Source organism: Wolbachia endosymbiont of Litomosoides sigmodontis (assembly GCF_013365435.1).
In the GTDB taxonomy this organism is placed as follows: Bacteria; Pseudomonadota; Alphaproteobacteria; order Rickettsiales; family Anaplasmataceae; genus Wolbachia.
The window spans coordinates 74546-94177 of sequence record NZ_CP046577.1 but is presented as its reverse complement, the minus strand read 5'-3'; the positions used below and the strand labels follow the sequence as shown (position 1 = coordinate 94177).

Here is a 19632-nt window from a genome sequence, read left to right as displayed (position 1 = left end):
GACATTGCAGAGTTATTTAATTGCGGAATAAGAAAGAGAGGAATCTCTTTGCACTAAAGAGCTCTTAAGCAAAGCAATTGTATTATGGATTTTATTATGTAAAATACTCTGCTTTATAACAACCAAAGCTCTCAATAGGATTGAGCTTTAGTAGGTATATAACTTTGATATTTTTAGGTACCTTTAAATTCTTTGACTTATGCCAACTAACACAATTCATAACAAGAAAGGTTTTTCCTATCCTTTAACATTGTAACATTTGTTCAAGACAAATATTTATACAATCAGTGTTGATATTCGGTATGAACAAGCTAGAAACTTCTCTATTTTTAAGATTGACTATACTGTAGAGATAAAAATTTTTATTTACCTATTTTACTTTAACCTGTGTTCTAGCGCCCTTTTCAAATCACCTGTTTCAATTTTTAAATGTATGTAAATCACTATTCATCAAAGATGAGCAACTTTTCCCAGATACTTACCTATAGGCTCATTAAGTTTTTTTTAAAACTTTTCCTGCTTACCTTTATCTTGTTTATTGTAAATTGGTCTTGGCATAATATATGAAAACTTCATTTTTTGCATATTACGATATACTGTAAACTGCTGATATTCAAGCAAAATTTTTCCTAGATTCTTGTTCTCATTTCTTTAATGGTGATATTAGAATTTTCTTGTATCCATACTTCAACTTATCAAATTAACTCTGATTCAATCTAGTTTTTTACGACTTTAAGTGAGTAAACAATTTTACTTCTTTTCCAAATTTTAGATGATTTATTCATGCAGTTGGTGCCGTTCTTAAAATACAGCATATTTTTGCTACAGCTACTGTACTGTGCTTTTTGCTGCAATTACAGCACAGCATTTAGTTTTTTTTGCAACATATGCGTTATTTTGCACTTTCTTCAGCATTTCTTTTACCACGACTTTTTCATCCAATAATTTTGATTCCAACGCAATTTAAACCTTGTTATTTTACTTACTTCAGTCTAGATTTTTTCCGTTATTGTCTATCCGTTACTTGTATAGTAGGAATTAGTATTAGAACACAGGTTAAAGTAAAATGAGCTAGATAAAATTTTTATTTCTACAGTGCAGTTAGTTCTAGAAATGAAAAGAATTTTAGGTTGTTTGCACTAAATGTCAACATTGGTTGTATAAATATGTGTTCTGAATAAATGTTGCAATAAGGATGGGAAGAACCTTTCTTGTCATGAATTTTATTAATTAGCATAAGTCAAAGAATTTAAAGGTACCTAAAAATATCAAGGTTATATACCTACTAAAGCTCAATCCTATTAAAAGGCTTTAGTTGTATACAGAACAGAGCATTTTATATGGTAAAGTCTATAATACAATTGCTTTGCTTGAGAGCTCCTCTTTGTACAAAGAGATTCCTCTCTTTCTTATTCGCAATCAAACAACTCTGCAATATCACTTACTTGACTTATTACCAATGATAATTGGTATAATAATGGAACAGCTATTTGCAAGAATTAACTGCTAATATAAAGCTGCTTTCGGGGAAAAAATTTACATATAAAATCCTTTTTCGGCTTTTGGCTTAATAATTAAGATGTTCTTGGGATAAATCTTTAATGACAATAATCATGTAGTATTTACATCAATAGAAATTGATGACCATAAAAGTGATTAAGCTTGGATAATGACAAGTAGCAAAATTACTCTGTAAAATCAATAGTATTAAGCCACTCATCTATTAAATATGGCAACATGGTTTAGCTTTCCGAAGTCAAGTTTTTTAAAGTTTTATTCAACAATCTTTTTTTCTTTTAGCAAACTCTGCAACTCTCCTTTTTCATACATCTCACGAGTGATATCACAGCCACCAATAAACTTTCCCCCTATGTATAGTTGTGGAATTGTTGGCCAATCAGAAAACTTTTTTATGGACTGACGTGTCTCATCATTTTCCAAAACATCAATGCACTTAAACTTCACATTCAATTTTTTGAGAATTGATACAACAAGTCCAGAGAACCCACATTGAGGAGAATCAGATGTACCTTTCATGTATAACACCACATCATTTTCTGCTATGTCTTTTTTTATTTGTTCGAAATTGTTCATAATGTTACCTTAATTTTAAATACTAGTTTCTAATTGCAATTCATACATAGATTGACACCCCATAAGTCCTTATTATACTACCATGTGCTATTCTATTTTCGCCTTTTTAAGAAAGCACTTAAAGGTTATTTTTAAATAACAATGATTATCTATCTATTATAAATCTAAAACAACTGTATGCAATTGAATTATCAGTTATATAGTTGCTAAATTAAAATCAAAATTATTGGATGAAAAAATCGTGTAACCAGTAAAAAAATGCTGAAGAAAATAAGAAATAACGCATATATGAAAAAGAACTAAATGCTGTAATTATAGCAAAAAAGCACAGTATAATAGCCTCAGCAAAAACACATTGCATTTCAGAACAGTATTAACTACATGAATAAAGTACCTAATACCAATTCTCGTTGTTAATAAGTCAAATAAGTGACATTACAAAAGTTATTTTATTACGGAGCAAGGAAGAGGAAGTAATAAATCTGTACAAAGCACCCTCAAGCAAAGCAATTGTATTATAGACTTTACCATATAAAATGCTCTGTTCTGTATACAACTAAAGCCTTTCAATAGGATTAAGCTTTAGTAGGTATATAACCTTGATATTTTTAGGTACCTTTAAATTCTTTGACTTATGCTAATTAACAAAATTCATGACAAGAAAGGTCCCTCCCGTCCTTATTGCAACATTTGTTCAGAACACATATTTATACAACCAATGTTGACATTTAGTGCAAACAACCTAAAATTCTTTTCATTTCTAGAACTAATTGCACTGTAGAAATAAAAATTTTTGTCTACTTCATTTTACTTTAACCTGTGTACAACACTCTTTTTAAATCACCAGTATCAACTTTCAAATGTGTGCCAAACCGCGATTCATTAAAGATGAATAACTCTCTTGTTTATGATACTTACAATAGTTTCATTAAGTTTTTTAAAACTTTTCCTGTCACCTTTATTTTGTTCATTGTAAATTGGTCTTAGCACAATACACAAAAATCTCATTTTTATATAATTTTATGCTGCACTGAGATTTGCTAAAATTCAAGCCAAATTTTTCCTGGATTCTTAATCTTCATTTCTTTATATGGTAATATTAGGATTACTTTGTATCTATACTTCAATTTGTTAAGTCTGATTCAAGAGAATTTTTCTACAATGTTGAGGGCAAATAATTTTTCTTCTCTTCTAAATTTTAGGGCTTCACCCGTGCAGTTAGCGCTGTTCTTAAAGAACAGCATATTTTTGCTACAATTATAGCATTTAGTTTTTTTTGCAATATATACGTTATTCCGCACTTTCCTTAGCATTTCTTTTATTGATTTCACGACTTTTTACCCAATAATTTTGATTTAATGCTACTTAAACCTTGCTATTTTACTTATTTTAGTCTATCTCCTTTCTCATTATTGTCTATTCGTTCTTTTTATAGTGGTTATTGGTATAAAAACTTAAATTAAGGAACTCCTTCATGGGTTAACAGATTCCTTCTGTTAGCTACTGTTTAATAAACTCCTTGAATATTTGTAGCTACCTTCATCCCTCTGTTTACCAGCGCCTTAGGGATATTACAAGAATTTTGCTACGACGGTGGCAGTTACCCGATATTCCAGCGCTTGATGCTGGCTTTCTATACTAAAAAACCATAAGATGACGAAAATATTAAACAAGTTTACTAGATTCCAGTGCGTGGTATTGGAACAATAATAAAGGGACTACTAAGATAATACAAGAAGGAGACATTAAATAATACCATTTATTGCGTAAATTACCTATAAATTGCTATGTTTATACAGTTGTGTCACCTAGCTCTAGCCCTTCTTTACTCCTCACATATCACTTCTACTACTCTACAGTTTCCTTCATCTTTATACAACGTTGTAGGTACGTTACTAAAGAAGTACTAGAAACACCAGAAATTTTATGTAGAAAAATTTTAAAAGGGAAGTTTAAACCCAGGTGGTAAACTCATCATACCTGCAAGATCGGAGGTTGTATTTGTCATATCCTCCTCTGCCTTCTTAACAGCATCATTGAATGCTGCCGTTACCAAATCTTCTACTATATCCTTCTCCTCATTCCTCATAAGCTCTAAGTCTATGTTTACCTTTTTAGCCTTATAACCACCTATTTTTATGACTTTTATCAACACAGAAACTCTACCCCCACCGGAAATACCTTGAAATTCTTTACCAATATACTTTTCTTGAGCTTCTGTAAGCTTCTTTTGCATCTCTTGCGCTTGCTTCATTATCTGATTAAAATCCACAACTTACTCCTTATTCTCTATATTAACCACCTCTGCACCCTTAAATGTATCAAGTATACCCTTGATTGCAGGTGTATAACTTAAGCTACTTGCTCCCTTATTTATATAACCTGCATCAATTATAACAACCCACTCTTGCTTAGTTAGCTGACTTAAGTAATTTTTTAAGTCATTACAAAAATTACTATCCAACTGAGATACAGCTTTTAATTTTAAATACCCAGGTTTGCAGTCCACTAATTGTAGATTATTACATAGCTGCTTGTAAAGATAAATTTGGTTATTCCATCGTAATAGTTGCAAAATCTTGTCAAAATCATAACTTTTTTGTTGTATGTTTTCTGCGCTGCATGTATTCCTCCGCTGTGTACTTTGCGCAAGAACCTTCTTAACTACCTGCTCAGGAGAAGGTAGATCAGAAAGATAACAGAGGCTAATTAACATCATCTCAGCAGCAACATCACTGCATGTCGAAGTTTTTATATCTTGAACTCCCTTGAGTAATATTTTCCATAATCTTGATAAAAATATTAAAGACTTCTTTACACCCAGGTCTTTTATCCTGTTCTTCTCACATTCCGTAACCGAATTATCAATCTCCTTTGTAACTAAAAAACGGCATATCAACTGAATTGTCTGTAATAGACCTTCAAAAATACTAAGCGGGTTTGCTGTTTCCACTGCTTTATCGAACAATGATAGAGCTTTCTGTAAATCACCATTCAATATTGCTTCCAATAGATCAAACATAATATCTTTATTCACTAAGCCAAGTATATCCATCACACTTTTGGCAGATATTATACTATCTTTAGTATAGAGCACTGCTTGATTCATCAAAAACAAGGCGTTACGCATTGAATTGCCAGAACGACGCGCAATTAATTCTGATGCCTCTTTTTCAAGGAAATAATTTTCTTTCTGTGCAATATCATTCAAACGCTCTATTACTTTAGCTATAGGAATGTTACGTAAATCAAATCTTTGACAACGTGCAACAATAGTGATTGGTATCTTTTTTATCTCTGTAGTTGCTAAAATAAACTTTACACTTAACGGTGGCTCTTCTAAGGTTTTAAGTAATGCATTAAATGCACTACTGGATAACATATGTACTTCATCTATAATATAAACTTTGAACTTAGACCTTATAGGTGAATAGCAAATATCTCCTAGGATTACTTTTATATCATCAACGCTAGTATGACTTGCTGCATCGATTTCAATCACATCTGGATGGCTTGAATTTTTTATCGCCAGACAATTTTTACATGATCCACACGGCTCAAAAGTTGGTCCCAAGGAACAATTTAAACACAAAGCTATTATTCTTGCTGTGGTAGTTTTACCCACTCCACTATTGCCGGAGAGTAGTATAGATTGTGGAATTTTGTTGAGATTAAAAGCGTTTTCTAATATACGCACTAATATATCTTGACCTACTAAATCTTTAAAGCTGCCAGGACGGTATTTTAATGCTATGTTCATGATTTATGTTAAAATAAATGACAAGATTAGGTATGCAACCCAATAAAGATTCTGATATGGCTGCTTCATCTCTGATCTGACCAAGTTACAGAGTTTTTGCCTGCATACCTTGTAAAAGGTTATACTTTATTTTTTTATTTAGCAAGGTATATTCTATATTAGCCTCATAATTTGATATGCTAAATTTTTTACAGCGCTACTTTGAAGTAAGTAAAAAGTTAGTTGTTATGCAAGTCACTACAAGATTGTTATCTAAATTTTTATTTATATCATTTTAGTTAAGTGCTTATTTATATCATCCTAATGCGCAATACTAGAACCTGGAAATCTCTTAAACAACTAGACCATGTGGCCAAGCCATAGAATGATAAGTGCCAAAGCAATAAGAGGTTATTGTACAAGATCTACTAAAATCCACATCTTTTTCTTTGGATCACAGTATCACGTACTCGGATGACAAAAGAAAAAGAGAGCATGAAGAAAAGAAAGATGATAGGAGAGGTATTATGATTTTACATCACTTTCCCCTTTGTCCATTTTCACGAAAAGCCAGAGCCTTCCTTAAGGAAAAAAAGCTGAGCTGCGATTTAGTATATGAAAATCCTTGGGAGAAGCGAAATGAATTTATGAAGATTAATCCAACTGGACAGGTACCAGTGCTTATAGATAATAGCTTTATTATAGCAGACAGCAACGCTATTTGTGAATATCTAGAAGAAACTTACAATAGCGATATCAAATTGCTTGACTCGTCTATTGTTGTTAAATCTCAAATACGTGCTTTAATTAATTGGTTTGATAATAAATTTTATCATGAAGTTACTAAATATATTATAAACGAGAAAGTAATAATTAACCGCAGTCCTGACTCCAGGTTTCTCCATGCAGCTCAACATAATCTATCTTGCCATATAGAGTATATTGAGTACTTAATTAACAAAAATGTTTGGCTTGCAACTGATAAGTTCACTTTAGCTGACATTACTTTGGCATCACATATTTCTGTAATGGATTACGTAAATAGCTTTCCATGGGAAAAAAGTAAAATTTTAAAAGAATGGTATTCCATTGTAAAGTCAAGGCCTTGCTTTCGTGAGATGTTATTAGAAAGAGTTCCCGGGTTAATTCCTCCTCCACACTACGCTGACTTTGATTTTTAGTTTACGTAAGCTTTAAAGCTACAGTCATTCCTTCATCAGTTGGAATTAATATAGAGTAATATTTTTCTTCATCTGATAACCTATAATTAAATTCCCTCATAGCACACCATGATTTTTCTGATACTTCTTTTGGAGGTGATTCCAAAAACACTGTGTTAAATAATAGAGTATTATCTGCAACAATCAGTCCGTCTTGTCTAATGTACGACTCTGCCCAATCTAAATATTTAGGATAGCCATCCTTATCAGCATCAATAAATATCATGTCATATGGTGACTTCGCTGATAATTCAGCCAATTTTTCCAATGCATTGCCTACTATTAAAGTAATTTTATTATCTAGATTAAAAGCACTAAAATTTTTTTTTGCTATTTTAAAGTGCTCAGGATTATTTTCTATTGTATATATATGGCCAAACTCAGGTAGAGCTTTTGCCATACAAATTGATGAGTAACCATATAATGTGCCAATTTCAACGATACTTTTTACCTTATGAATTTTTATAAATAAACTTAATAACTTTCCTTCTTCAGCGCTAATTTGAATGTGTTGTTTTTCTTTAAGAAGACAATACTCTTCTATTTCTTTGCATTCTTTTGCAAATAAATCTCGTATATATGACAGTTTTACGTTAGATTTATTACGTGCCATGTTTTGTATTACAGGAAGGCTTAATTAATACAAAATTCATAAATAATGATATACCTAAAATAATACAAACATTTACTTTAGGCCATTATTTTATAGCGTAAAATTTTAAGTGACAAAAATTGTGATATATAGTACCATAGTTAACTAATGTAACAGCTGATTGGCTGCCACATTAAAATTTAAAGGAACTACTTATATGCAAGTTTCTCTTTTAAATATAATTTTCATAATCAATTAGAGGGGATTATATGTCTTATAACATTGCTAGTGAAGTTGAAACGTTAAGCAAAAAATCTAACAAAGATGAAGGAGTTACATTATTAAATAACCCAGCTTATCGTGAAAAGTATAGGGAACGTTTTGATGAAGCCCAGAAAAAAGTTATGGATATGGTTCAGTTTTATGATGGAACAATAATATTGATAGAAAATAAAATTGCTATGTATTATTACGCTTGGCACAGTAAAAAAAGAGAGTTTGAGCGTAAAAAACAACAAGCAGTGATGAAAAATGATGGATCAGTATAGAGCCTTTTGTATGATAAGCTACAGTGGTATCACTTCACTATAGCTTTTTCATATAGTTTGTCTATTACGTTAGCAAAATATCCTAGCGTTTTATATCCTTCATATCTAATTTTATCAGGCTCTATATGTGATTTATCATTGTTAGGTCTTATAAAAAATATCGGAGTGGCCATAATGCCAAGCTTATTAATTGCTAGTGATTTATCATTTATAATTTTATCCATTACTTTCTCATCGTTAATACATCGATTAAATGTATCTTGCTTTAAGTTGCTTAGTGCTGCCACTTTTTGTAACACAGTTAAATCACCTAAATTAGAGTAATTCCATGAATCTATCGAACTAAAAACAGCTTTATTAAAATTAAAATAATCTTCTTGCTTCTCGTAGCAATAACTTAGCATTGCAGCCTTTAGTCCCCTGTAATCTAAAGGGAAATGACGAAATATATATAGCATTTTACCTGTATCTATATATTTCTTTTTAATTTCAGGAAAAACTTCCCTATGAAAAAGAGAACAGTGATAACAAGTAAGTGAAGCATATTCTATCATTAGAATTGGTGCTTTGTGGTTTCCCAATAATTTATCACCAGACAACGGCGACAGTAGTTCTTTTGGTGTTATTTCATTAGTTTTTTGAGTGTACTGATTGTTAGATAAGTCCTGCTTAATCACTGCATAAGAATTAACACTTATAAAGATCAATAAAAATAATAACTTAAAAATCATTACAATATAAATATTTAACTTGCTAAATAACTACGTATTTATATCAATAATGTCAAGATAACTTTTTCTTATACCAATCTCCACCGTACAAGGAAAGAATAGACAACAGGAAGCTCTAATGAAGTAGGTAAAATAACGAGATTTAAATTGCGCTGAAATTAAAATTATTGGATGAAAAAGCCGTGAAATCAACAAAAGAAATGCTGAAGGAAGTGCGAAATAATGCATATGTACAAAAAACTAAATGCTGTAATTGTAGCAAAAAGCACAGTATAACATACATAGTAAAAACATGTTTCATTTCAAGAATGGCACTAACTATACAGATAAAATATCTCAAATATGGAAGAGAAGAAAAATTGTTTGCTACTTCTTAACGTTACAGAAAAACTAGATTGAATCAGAGTTAATTTGAACAAATTGAAGTATATATGCAAAAAAAAATTAATATTACTGTTAAAGAAATGCAAATAAGAACTCAGGAAAATTTGGCGTGAATGTTAATAAATCTACAGACACCGCGTCATATACAAAAAATGAAGTTTTCATATATTACGCGGAGACTAATTCACAATAAACGAAATAAAGGTAGATAAAAAGTAAAAAAACTTAACAAGACTATTGCAAATATCCTAAACAAGAGTTATTCATCTTTGATGAATGCAGTTTGGCACACATTCAAAAGCTGACACTAGTAATTTAAAAATGACGTCAAAACACAGGTTAAAGTAAAATCAAGTAGACAAAATTTTCATCTCTACAGCGTAGTCCATTCTAGAAATGGAGAGAATTTTAGCTTATTTGCACCAAATGTTAATACTGGCTACATAAATATATTTCTTGAATAAATGCCGCAATCACGAGAATCCTTTCTTAACATAGATTATGTTAGTAAAAATAAATCAAAAAATTTAAAGGTACCTAAAAAATATCGAGATTATATATCTATCACCAGATTTGCCAGAGTTCAATCTTATTGAGAGACTTTAGTTATGTATAAAACAGAATATTTTGCGTAATAAAGTCTATAATACAATTGCTTTGCTTGCGAGCTCTTTGTGCAAATTTATTACCTCTTTTTCTCACTCACAATTAAACAATTCTGTAATGTCACTTATATTTGATCCACTAATAATGAGAATTGGTATTCGAATGATAATATTGAGTCTTTCTCATTGGTTTCAGCTATATGGATTATAGGAGTATTTTTTCAGAATTGTTTAGTTTGCTAAGAAAACCCTTTAATACGATCAAGAAAAAAACTTTTAGTCTGCTATCAAGCAGCTTAGGCCAATAAAGCATGTACCATAAATTATTGTTATACTTTAATTCATCTATAACATGCATTATACTATATATAGAATTTTTACTAAGTTGAGAATATTGATTAATAGAAACGCTTATCCCGTTCATTGCAACATCACTAACTAAGAAAGAACTGACATTTTTGGTAACTTTATAAATCAATATTTATAAATTCTTCATTGTTATAAGAAAATCTTGTACTAATCAAACAACTTACATCGTCAACTGCTCTTGAGCTTATTATAGTCATTTTATTATTATTCATGTATTTATAATAAAATTATGATACACAAACGTGTAAAATACATTTCATTTCCTCTTTAAAAATCTTCTCTTTCTTTTTTGGTAGCTAAAGCTACATATTTTTCCATAATAAATTGAGATATTTTTTGAAATCAACATCATTTTGAACGATTTCCTGAAGCTTTTTATATACATGCTCCCCTATTTTTTTATTTTCCGTTATAGATATGCCATCCACTTTTTGCTTCACAGGATGCACAAAAATTCCACGATCTGCACAATTAGTGTAAGCGTTTAAAGAAATTACAATGAAAATAATAATGATTAAGACTCTAATAATATTCATGAGATGTATTCACTAACTATGACATGCAAAATGCAAAGTTTAATAAAAGCTAAATAATAGCTAGTTTTTTGCTGACTGCAATATACTTATAGACACGCCTTGCATAAATTGGCTATAATTGCAGGGGTCTGTTCTACACGTTATAAGTTAAGTTAAATTTCCCGAGCGATAATTTCTAATCAAGGGAATTGCCTCTATTGATTTCATTGAAGTTGATACGTAATGCCCACCTTAACTTCTGGTCTCAGGAATCTACTAAGGCTAACGTTAGATACGGATCTCGTTCCAGTTAATTTAAATTAATGCTTCATCAATACAAAGAACAAGATATTTTCTTATGTTTACCTGATAAGGTATTTCAGGTTGTAATTGATATTGAGAAATATCCTGATTTTGTTCCTTGGTGCAAAGCTGTTTACTTAAAGAAGAAAATTAATAATCAGGTAGTTGTGGATCTCACAGCCGCTTTCCACGGAATTAAAGGAAGATATACATCGGAGGTAACTTTCCTTTCTCCGAATGGAACGAATGAAGGTTGGATAAAAGTAGTATCCTCAAATGGAATATTCAAGCGTTTATATAATGAATGGAAATTCGTTCTTATAGATGAAAAGAAAACTATGGTGAAGTTTTATATAGAGTTTGAGTTTAAATCTAGCTCATTTTCCATTTTATTAAATTCAGTATATAAATATACACAAAGTAAAATAGTCGCTGCGTTTAAAGACAGGGTTGAGAGCTTTGCTAACACAAATCATCATTTTTAATGGGCAAATAACTGACATTGCAGGATATTTAATTGTGGAATGAAAAAGATGAGATAATAAATTAGTACAAAGCCCTCTTAGGTAAAGCAATTATATTATAAACTTTACTATGTAAAATGTTTTGTTTTATATACAACCAAAGTCTCTCAACTAGGATTGAGTTTAGGTAAGTATGGTGGCAGGTATATAATCTTGATATTTTTAAATATCTTTAAGTTTTTAAATTATTCTAATTAACACAATCAATGATAAGAAAGGCTCCTCGTGATTGCAACATTTGTTCAAGAAATATATTTATATAGCCAGTATTAACATTTGATGCAAATAAGCTAAAATTCTCTCTATTTCTAGAATGGACTACGCTATAGAGATAAAAATTCTGTCTACTTTATTTTACTTTAACCTGTGTTTTGACATCATTTTTAAACTACTAGTATCAACTTTTGAATGTGTGTCAAACTTGCAATTCATCAAAGATGAACAACTCTTGTTAGACTATTTACAATAGTCTTGTTAAGTTTTTTTACTTTTTATCTACCTTTATCTCGTTTATTGTGAATTAGTCTCCGCGTAATATATGAAAACTTCATTTTTATATATTACAGTGTACTGTAGACTTATTGACATTCAAGCCAAATTTTCTAAGTTCTTATTCGCATTTCTTTCAATAAGATCAGGCTTTCTGCATACATACTTCAATTTATTTAAATTGACCCTGATTCAATCTAGTTTTTCTACAACATTAAAAAATAGCAAACAATTTTTCTTCTCTTCCAAATTTGAGATATTTTACTTGTACAGTTAGTGCTATTCTTAAAATGAAACATATTTTTATTATAGATGTTATACTGTACTTTTTGCTATAGTTACACAGCATTTAGTTTTTTGTACGTATGTGTTATTTCGCACTCCCTTCAGCATTCCTTTTGTTGATTTCACGATTTTTTTTATCCAATAATTTCAATTTTAACACTATTTAAATCTCGCTATTTTACCTACTTCATTAGGGCTTCTTTTCCATTATTATCTATCTGTTTCTTGTACAGTGGAAATTAGCATCAGCATCCTGAATAAGAGAGTTATTCATATTTAATAAATTTTGGTTTAATAGACACTTGAAAATTAAATACGGGTAGTTTTAAAACAGCATTAAAACACAGACTAAAGTAAAATTAGGTAGATAAAATTTTTATTTCTACAATGCAATTAATTCTAAAAATGAAGAGAGTTCTAGCTTATTTATGCCAAATATTAATATTGACCGTATGAGTACATTTCTTGAACAAATGTTCTAATCATGAGAAGCCTTTCTTACTATAGACTGTGCTGGTTGGCATAAATTAAAAAAATTTAAGGGTCTCTAAAAATATCAAGATTATATGCCTACCACCATACTTACCTGAGCTCAATTCTATTGAGAGACTTTAGTTGTACACAAAACAGAACATTTTACATAATAAAGTCTATAATACAATTACTTTACCTAAGAGCGCTTTGTACCAATTTGTTATCTCATCTTTTTACTCTGTAATATCACTTATTTGATCACCAACAATGAGAATTGACACAAGCAGGTAAAAGATAATTTTGCTAAAACATTCATATAATTTTTGATATTATTCGTAACAAAAATGTGAAAAAAAATTCTTGAAATACCTAAAACCTTATATCAAACTACTATGCATAATTTATGTCAAATCTTAACCCAAAGCAACAAATACAAATCTAATCAGGAAAGGAATATCAATAATAAATAAAAATGCCATTGAATATAAATTAAAATCAGCGATGCTGCTATATTAAATCGCACACTAAAAGCCCTATTCAAAACGTTAAAACTATACTAATTTGTGGTTCGTTATCTCTAATCAGAGACTTCTGCCACGGAGAATGATCAAGCTTTTTAAAACTTATATCAATTAGTAGTATATTTTTCTCCAAAAGAAGCTATATTATAACTATGGATAACATAATAGTAAAAAAATTTGGTGGAACCTCGTTAACTGATCTAACCAGAGTTGCAAATTTAATAAAAAAAGATGTTGATAATGGTTGTAGTGTAGTCGTTATTGTTTCTGCTGTTGCAGGGCTTACTGACCAAATGATTTTTCAGGCTAGACAAATCTCAAACTTAAGCCATAAACAAGAACTATCAGAATACGACGTTATGCTTTCAGCGGGAGAGCAAATTTCCTGTGGCCTATTAGCGATCACTCTTCTATCTATTGGAGTAAATGCCAAATCTTGGCTTGCTTGGCAGCTACCAATTATAACTGATGATTCTTATTCCGAGTCTAAAATAAAAACAATAAAGATTGATCATTTAAAAAGATCTTTCGCTGAAGGTTATACTGTGGCAATCATCGCTGGTTTTCAGGGCACATATAATAATAGAATCACTACCTTAGGAAGAGGAGGCTCTGATATATCAGCAGTTGCCTTAGCAGTAGTTTTTGGTGCCAAAGTTTGTGAGATTTTTACTGATATAGATGGAATATATACTGCCGATCCGAAAATTGTCCCAAAAGCACACAAACTTAAATACATCTCTTATGATGAAATGTTGGAGATGTCATCATCAGGTGCTAAAATACTGCATAATCGTTCAGTACAACTCGCAATGAAACACAACATTAAAGTACAAATACTATCCACTTCTAAAGAGATAGAAGGCACTGCAGTATTACACGAAAATGATGTATTAGAGAAACACACAATTACTGGAATAACTTATAGCACTAATAAAGCTCTTGTAACTTTTACCAACCTTGCAAATAACTTGCATGCTCTAAAAGACATGGCATGGGCAAATATTAAAATTGATATGATACATGGATCAAGTATCGTAATTTCCGAGTTTGATATTGACTTAGTAAAAAGGTTACTAAACGAGAATAAAGATTATGTTATAAACAATAACGCAGCTAAAATTTCAATAATTGGTATTGGTGTTATGTCTGTGATGTGTCATATACTCAAGGTCTTCAGTGAAAAAAAGATAAAAATACTTGCAATTACAGCATCCGAAATCAAAATTAGTATCATCGTTCAAAGGGAATATGCCGAAGCTATAGTTAGGGATTTACATACTGAGCTGATGTGCGCAGAAAGTAGCTGATCATCTCTTATGCCTTATAACCTTCCCTTTCTAATATATTTCGCAGAGAAAGGCAAGTACCATATTAACAATGTAGCAGAAATCCATGAATGATTTAAAAGCCTATCTTTTACCATTGGTACATCTTATTCTATAAGATAGAGAAAAATTTTAAACACAAGGAAGTTGAATATTTGCGCAAAATAGTGTATAACGAATAATATTTTTAAGTAAATTTTTTATAGCTTTTTCCGAGTTTCTGCAAGCATCTTTGCACTGAGAAAAACAAGAATATTCTTATTCATTTTCTCAATGACATTTTAGATTAAATTGGTAAAGCTAAATAGAGAATGTGAGTTTTCTAATACCAATTCTCACTATATAATAGGTCAAATATAATGACATTGCAGAATGAGAAAGAGAGGTAATAGCTTTGCAAAAAAACACTTTCAAGCAAAGCAATTGTATTATAAGCCTTATTACGTAAAATGTTCTGTTTTATATGCAATCAAAGCCTCTTTCAATAGGGTTTTAGCCTAAATAAACATGAGGTAACATGTATATAATCCGACATTTTAGATATTTTTAAATTTTCAATTTATGTTAACTAAAATAATCCACGATAAGAAAAGCTTGTCATGTTCTTAAGTATTGCAACATTTGTTCAAGAAATATATTCATACAATTAGTGTTGACATTTTGGTATAAATAAGCTAGAAATCTCTTCATTTCTAGGGTTATTACTCTGTAGAGATAAAAATTTTATCTAACTAATTTTCTCCCAATTGTGTTCTAACGCCTTTTTTAAATCACCAGCGCTCAACTTTCAAACGTGTACCAAACTGTGATCCATCGAAGAAAAATAACTCTTGTTCACAACACCTACCAATAGTTTCATTAAGTTCTTTTAATTCTTCTTGTTTACCTCTACCTTATTCATTGTAAACTGGTCCTAACGTAATATGCAAAGACTTCATTTTTGCATATTACTGCAGATTTACTAACATTCAAGCCAAATTTTTCCTGAATTCTTATTCTCATTTCTTTAATAGTAACATTAGGAGTTTTCTTATATCCATACTTTTACTTATTCAAATTAATTCTGATTTAATCTAGTTTTTCTATAACATTAAGGAAGAGTAAACCATTTTTCTTCTCTTCCAAATTTTAGGTACTTTCTTCATGCAGTTAGTGTTGTTCTTGAAATGCAATATATTTTTGCTAAAGCTGTTATACAGTGTTTATTTATTGCAGTCTCAATATTTAATTTTCTTGCAATATTTTGCACTTTCCTCAGCATTTTTTTCTGATTCTACCACTTTTTTATCCAACAATTTTAATTTTAACGTCGCTTAAGCCTTGTTATTTTACTTACTTCAGTATGGTTTCTTTCCCACTACTTTTATTTATTTCTTGTACACTAGAAATTAGTATAAGTATACTGAACAAGAGGATTTTTCTTTGTAAATCTTAGTGGCACGCATTCGAAAGTTAGAGACAGGTATTAAAGAAAATGTTAAATACAGGTTAGAGTAAAATTAATAAGTTAAAAATTTAAAGACATCAAAATGTCGAGATTATATACATGCTTACCTAGCTAAAACCCTATTGAGAGAGGAGGCTTTGGTTACATATAAAACAGAACATTTTGCGCAATAAAAGGCTTATAATACAATTGCTTTGCTTGAAAGTGCTCTTTTTTGCAAAGCAATTACCTCTCTTTCTCACTCTGCAATGTCATTTATTTGACCTATTAATAGTGAGAATTAGTATTACCCCAGCATAACTTCTTTTCTATTATTTTCCACCTATTTCTTGTACAGTAAGAATTATCATTAATAGATGAACTTACTGATTTTCCTTAAGCAGAAATTGCACAACTTAAAGAAGAAGTCATTAATTGATACTATCCCATTAAACGCTAAGTTGAATGGGTCATGGCATCAACTTAAGAAAAATACTAGTAAGTGTATATAAAACTTCTCTATAAAATTCATTATATCTTCAGGAGAATTCACTAAGGAAGATGCTTAAGTTGATACCCATTAGCTGAACAGATATAAGCATGATCATTCTGAAAGCAAAAACCTTCTATACTTTACCTGAGTGAAGTTACTTAATTTTTACATATCTGTTATAAAATATAAAAAACTAAATTTGGAATAAAAATGCTAGTTGAAGCTTGGGCTCTACTAATACTTACACTATTTGAAACAATACTTAGTGTAGATAACTTAATCTTTATTTCTCTAGTAATAGATAGAGTACCAAACGCATTAAAGGAAAAAGTACGCATCATAGGTCTTACACTAGCACTATTGATGCGCTTTGTAACACTTTCTTTTACATCACATATATTATCAATGCAAAAACCTATATTTTACGCTGCATCATTCAACTTTTCAGTAAAAGATCTACTCATGATAGCAGGAGGATTATTCTTAATCATTAAAAGCTTCATAGAGCTATGGAACGACATTTTCTCATGCAAGCAAATCAAAAAAAAAACAGACACTAAATCACAAATGTTTTCAGCTGTACTACAAATTATATTAATAGACTTAATTTTTTCAGTTGATTCTTTACTAACCATTATAGCATTAACTCATAGCATGGTAACAATTGCTATAGCATACACATTTTCCATACTAACAATGATATTGTTGTCAAATTATACCACTCAGTTAATTAAACCTAGTCTAAGTTTAAAAACAATCTCCATCTTATTTATTATACTTATTGGTACGCACCTAATGCTTAATGGACTTCACATAGAAGTACCAAAAGAATACTTATATTCTTCATTGATGTTTTCATTCTTCGTAGAAGCTATAAATAGAATAAAGAAAAAAGTGCAGTGCATGAAGAAAAAAAACAGCCCTAAATTATTCCCACTCAATAGTCGCCGGTGGTTTTGAAGTTAAGTCATACATAACTCTATTTACTCTGGAAACGTTATTAACAATTATGCTGCTGACATTTTGTAGAAAATCCCAAAACACTAATGAATGCTGATTTTTATTTTCAAATGGAAATGCATCAGCTGTCATACCATCAAACGATGTCACAGCTCTCAAAGCACAAACATATTCGTACGTACGATCATCTCCCATAACACCCACAGTTCTTATCGGCAATAGCACAGCAAAAGCTTGCCATATTTTATCATATAGACCATAATTTTTCATTGTATTGATATATATTTCATCTATTTCTTGCAATATTTGCACTCTTTCCTCATCTACTTCACCTATGACCCTCACTGCAAGTCCAGGTCCTGGAAACGGATGTTGTAATATTATCTCATCTGAAAGACCAATTTCTTTCCCAAGCAGCCTTACTTCATCCTTAAAGAGGTAGCGTAAAGGCTCCACTAGCTTTAGATTCATCTTCTCTGGCAATCCACCAACGTTATGATGAGATTTGATTGTACTAGTATTTTCCGAAGCATGCCCTGATTCAACCACATCAGAGTAAATAGTACCCTGCATTAAAAAATCTACATGACCTATTTTTTTTGCCTCCTCTTCAAACACTTCAATAAAAGTATTACCTATAATTTTTCGCTTTTCTTCTGGATCAGTTATACCTTTTAATCTATTTAAAAATAAATTTGACTTATCAACATAATTTACTGGAATCTCTTCTAACACAGCAATGGTCTGGTTCTTACGTAACAACCCAGTATTAATAAAAATACAATTTAATTGTTTTCCTATAGCTTTATATGTAAGAGCCGCTGCAACATTTGAATCTACTCCTCCACTTACCGCAGCAATTACTTTTTTTTCTCCTACCAAATTTTTGATTCTTTCCTTTTGCTTTTCAATGATTGACTTCACTGTCCAATCCCTCTTACAATTTGCAATATCCAAGAAGTTAGAAAGCAACTTACTACCATTCGCTTTAGGCTTAACTTCAGGATGGAATTGAGTACAATATATCTTACGTTGTTCATTAGCAACTATCGCAATAGTTTGATTTATTATACCTAATGCAATAACAGTAAACCCTTGTGGTGCAATTTCAACACTGTCCGTATGATTCATTACCACATCCACTTCAGAATTAACATCCCACACATTCTTTATAATAGGAGATTCCTTTAGTATCTTGATCTTAGTTTTGCCAAACTCCTGTTTAAACTCTTTTTCTACTTTTGCTCCAAAATAATGACAAATAAGTTGTTGCCCGTAGCATATCCCAAGTATAGGCACATTTGTTACCTCATTAAGTTTTATAATCTTATGCACCACTCCATTTATCTCAGAAAAATTATTATGCACAGACTGCGGTCCCCCAGAGAGGATAAATCCATTGAATTTCGATATTATCTCAAAATTGATGTTGCTTGGGAATATTTCACAATAAACACCCACTTCTCTGACTCGTCTTGCGATAAGCTGTGTAAATTGTGAACCAAAATCAATAACGGCAATTGCTGACAACCCACTCCTCCATATTATTTAAAGCAATACTTAATAATAAAGAAAATAATAGAGCAAGTAAACTGAGACCTCTTTTAAAGCCTTAATATATGACTTAAACGTTAGTTATAGAAACGTCAGAAAAGTACGAACAACGTATATGTTACAAAAAAACTAAATGCTCTATAATTGCAGCAAAAAGCACAGTATAATAGACCGTAATAAAAACATGTTACATTCAAAAACAGCACTACTGCACAGATAATGTACCTAAAATGTGAAAGAGAAAAAAATTGCTTGCTTCTCCTCAATGTTGTAAAAAAAACTGATTGAATCATAATCAATTTGAACAAGTTGAAGTATGGATAGAAGAAAACCCTAATATTCTGTTAAAAAATGAAAATAAGAACCTAGAAAAATTTGGCTTAAATGTCAATAAGACTACAGTGCACTGTAATATGCAAAAATGAAATTTTTGCAAACTGCGCCAAGACCAATTTACAATAAACAAGATAAAGTAAAT

13 protein-coding genes, 2 other RNA genes and 3 pseudogenes are annotated in these 19632 nt (G+C 30.6%); 7 read left to right on the top strand and 11 right to left on the bottom strand.

Annotated elements, in window-relative coordinates; all coding sequences use genetic code 11:
• Positions 1-12: 12 nt before the first annotated feature.
• From GOY07_RS00405 to ffs, 6 genes and pseudogenes are all read right to left on the bottom strand, one after another.
• Positions 13-963, bottom strand: a pseudogene (locus tag GOY07_RS00405) (IS630 family transposase).
• Positions 964-1773: 810 nt separating this feature from the next.
• Complete coding sequence (gene grxD / locus GOY07_RS00400) at positions 1774-2094, bottom strand: Grx4 family monothiol glutaredoxin (protein ID WP_175837379.1); 321 nt, start codon at positions 2092-2094, stop codon at positions 1774-1776.
• 1142 nt (positions 2095-3236) lie between these two features.
• Positions 3237-3425 (bottom strand): hypothetical protein, encoded by a 189-nt coding sequence (locus GOY07_RS04145; RefSeq protein ID WP_218938971.1) that lies wholly within the window; start codon positions 3423-3425, stop codon positions 3237-3239.
• A 608-nt stretch (positions 3426-4033) separates the two neighbouring features.
• Complete coding sequence (locus tag GOY07_RS00395) at positions 4034-4348, bottom strand: YbaB/EbfC family nucleoid-associated protein (RefSeq protein WP_175838460.1); 315 nt, start codon at positions 4346-4348, stop codon at positions 4034-4036.
• A gap of 21 nt (positions 4349-4369) precedes the next feature.
• Positions 4370-5854 carry a DNA polymerase III subunit gamma/tau gene (gene dnaX / locus GOY07_RS00390; RefSeq protein WP_175837377.1) on the bottom strand — a complete coding sequence of 495 codons (1485 nt, stop codon included), beginning with the start codon at positions 5852-5854 and terminating at the stop codon, positions 4370-4372.
• Between the two features lie 15 nt (positions 5855-5869).
• An RNA gene (gene ffs / locus GOY07_RS00385) (signal recognition particle sRNA small type) lies at positions 5870-5969 on the bottom strand.
• A 391-nt stretch (positions 5970-6360) separates the two neighbouring features.
• Between ffs and GOY07_RS00380 the strand changes: the two genes are divergently transcribed.
• Complete coding sequence (locus tag GOY07_RS00380) at positions 6361-7014, top strand: glutathione S-transferase family protein (RefSeq protein WP_175838459.1); 654 nt, start codon at positions 6361-6363, stop codon at positions 7012-7014.
• Position 7015: 1 nt separating this feature from the next.
• On the opposite strand, the gene GOY07_RS00375 is transcribed toward GOY07_RS00380, so the two are convergent.
• Positions 7016-7666, bottom strand: coding sequence for an O-methyltransferase (locus GOY07_RS00375; protein WP_175837375.1), 651 nt, complete (start codon positions 7664-7666; stop codon positions 7016-7018).
• Between the two features lie 248 nt (positions 7667-7914).
• On the opposite strand from GOY07_RS00375, the gene GOY07_RS00370 reads away from it, so the two are divergent.
• Positions 7915-8193 carry a DUF2671 domain-containing protein gene (locus GOY07_RS00370; protein WP_175837373.1) on the top strand — a complete coding sequence of 93 codons (279 nt, stop codon included), beginning with the start codon at positions 7915-7917 and terminating at the stop codon, positions 8191-8193.
• 29 nt (positions 8194-8222) lie between these two features.
• Here GOY07_RS00370 and GOY07_RS00365 read toward each other — a convergent pair whose 3' ends face one another.
• Positions 8223-8924 (bottom strand): thioredoxin domain-containing protein, encoded by a 702-nt coding sequence (locus tag GOY07_RS00365; RefSeq protein ID WP_175837371.1) that lies wholly within the window; start codon positions 8922-8924, stop codon positions 8223-8225.
• A 146-nt stretch (positions 8925-9070) separates the two neighbouring features.
• On the opposite strand from GOY07_RS00365, the pseudogene GOY07_RS04570 reads away from it, so the two are divergent.
• Positions 9071-10048: pseudogene (locus GOY07_RS04570) on the top strand (IS630 family transposase).
• Positions 10049-10584: 536 nt separating this feature from the next.
• On the opposite strand, the gene GOY07_RS04565 reads toward GOY07_RS04570, so the two are convergent.
• Positions 10585-10818, bottom strand: a complete 234-nt coding sequence (locus GOY07_RS04565) for a hypothetical protein (protein ID WP_367618204.1) — start codon at positions 10816-10818, stop codon at positions 10585-10587.
• A 122-nt stretch (positions 10819-10940) separates the two neighbouring features.
• On the opposite strand from GOY07_RS04565, the gene ssrS reads away from it, so the two are divergent.
• A non-coding RNA gene (gene ssrS, locus GOY07_RS00350) (6S RNA) lies at positions 10941-11102 on the top strand.
• An 18-nt stretch (positions 11103-11120) separates the two neighbouring features.
• Entirely contained in the window at positions 11121-11585 is a 465-nt protein-coding gene (locus tag GOY07_RS00345) for a type II toxin-antitoxin system RatA family toxin (RefSeq protein ID WP_175837368.1), read from the top strand.
• On the opposite strand, the pseudogene GOY07_RS04255 reads toward GOY07_RS00345, so the two are convergent.
• Positions 11563-12561 (bottom strand): annotated as a pseudogene (locus GOY07_RS04255) (IS630 family transposase). The gene GOY07_RS00345 and the pseudogene GOY07_RS04255 sit on opposite strands and share 23 nt — an antisense overlap.
• Positions 12562-13545: 984 nt before the next feature.
• Here GOY07_RS04255 and GOY07_RS00340 point away from each other — a divergent pair.
• A complete protein-coding gene (locus GOY07_RS00340) occupies positions 13546-14703 on the top strand; it encodes an aspartate kinase (protein ID WP_175837366.1) in 1158 nt (385 codons plus the stop codon).
• A gap of 2147 nt (positions 14704-16850) precedes the next feature.
• Positions 16851-17600 (top strand): TerC family protein, encoded by a 750-nt coding sequence (locus GOY07_RS00335; RefSeq protein ID WP_175837364.1) that lies wholly within the window; start codon positions 16851-16853, stop codon positions 17598-17600.
• Here the strand turns inward: GOY07_RS00335 and guaA are convergent.
• The gene (guaA, locus tag GOY07_RS00330) at positions 17568-19130 is read right to left on the bottom strand and encodes a glutamine-hydrolyzing GMP synthase (RefSeq protein ID WP_175837362.1); all 1563 of its coding nucleotides are present in this window, start codon (positions 19128-19130) and stop codon (positions 17568-17570) included. The two genes, GOY07_RS00335 and guaA, sit on opposite strands and share 33 nt — an antisense overlap.
• Positions 19131-19632: the final 502 nt, after the last annotated feature.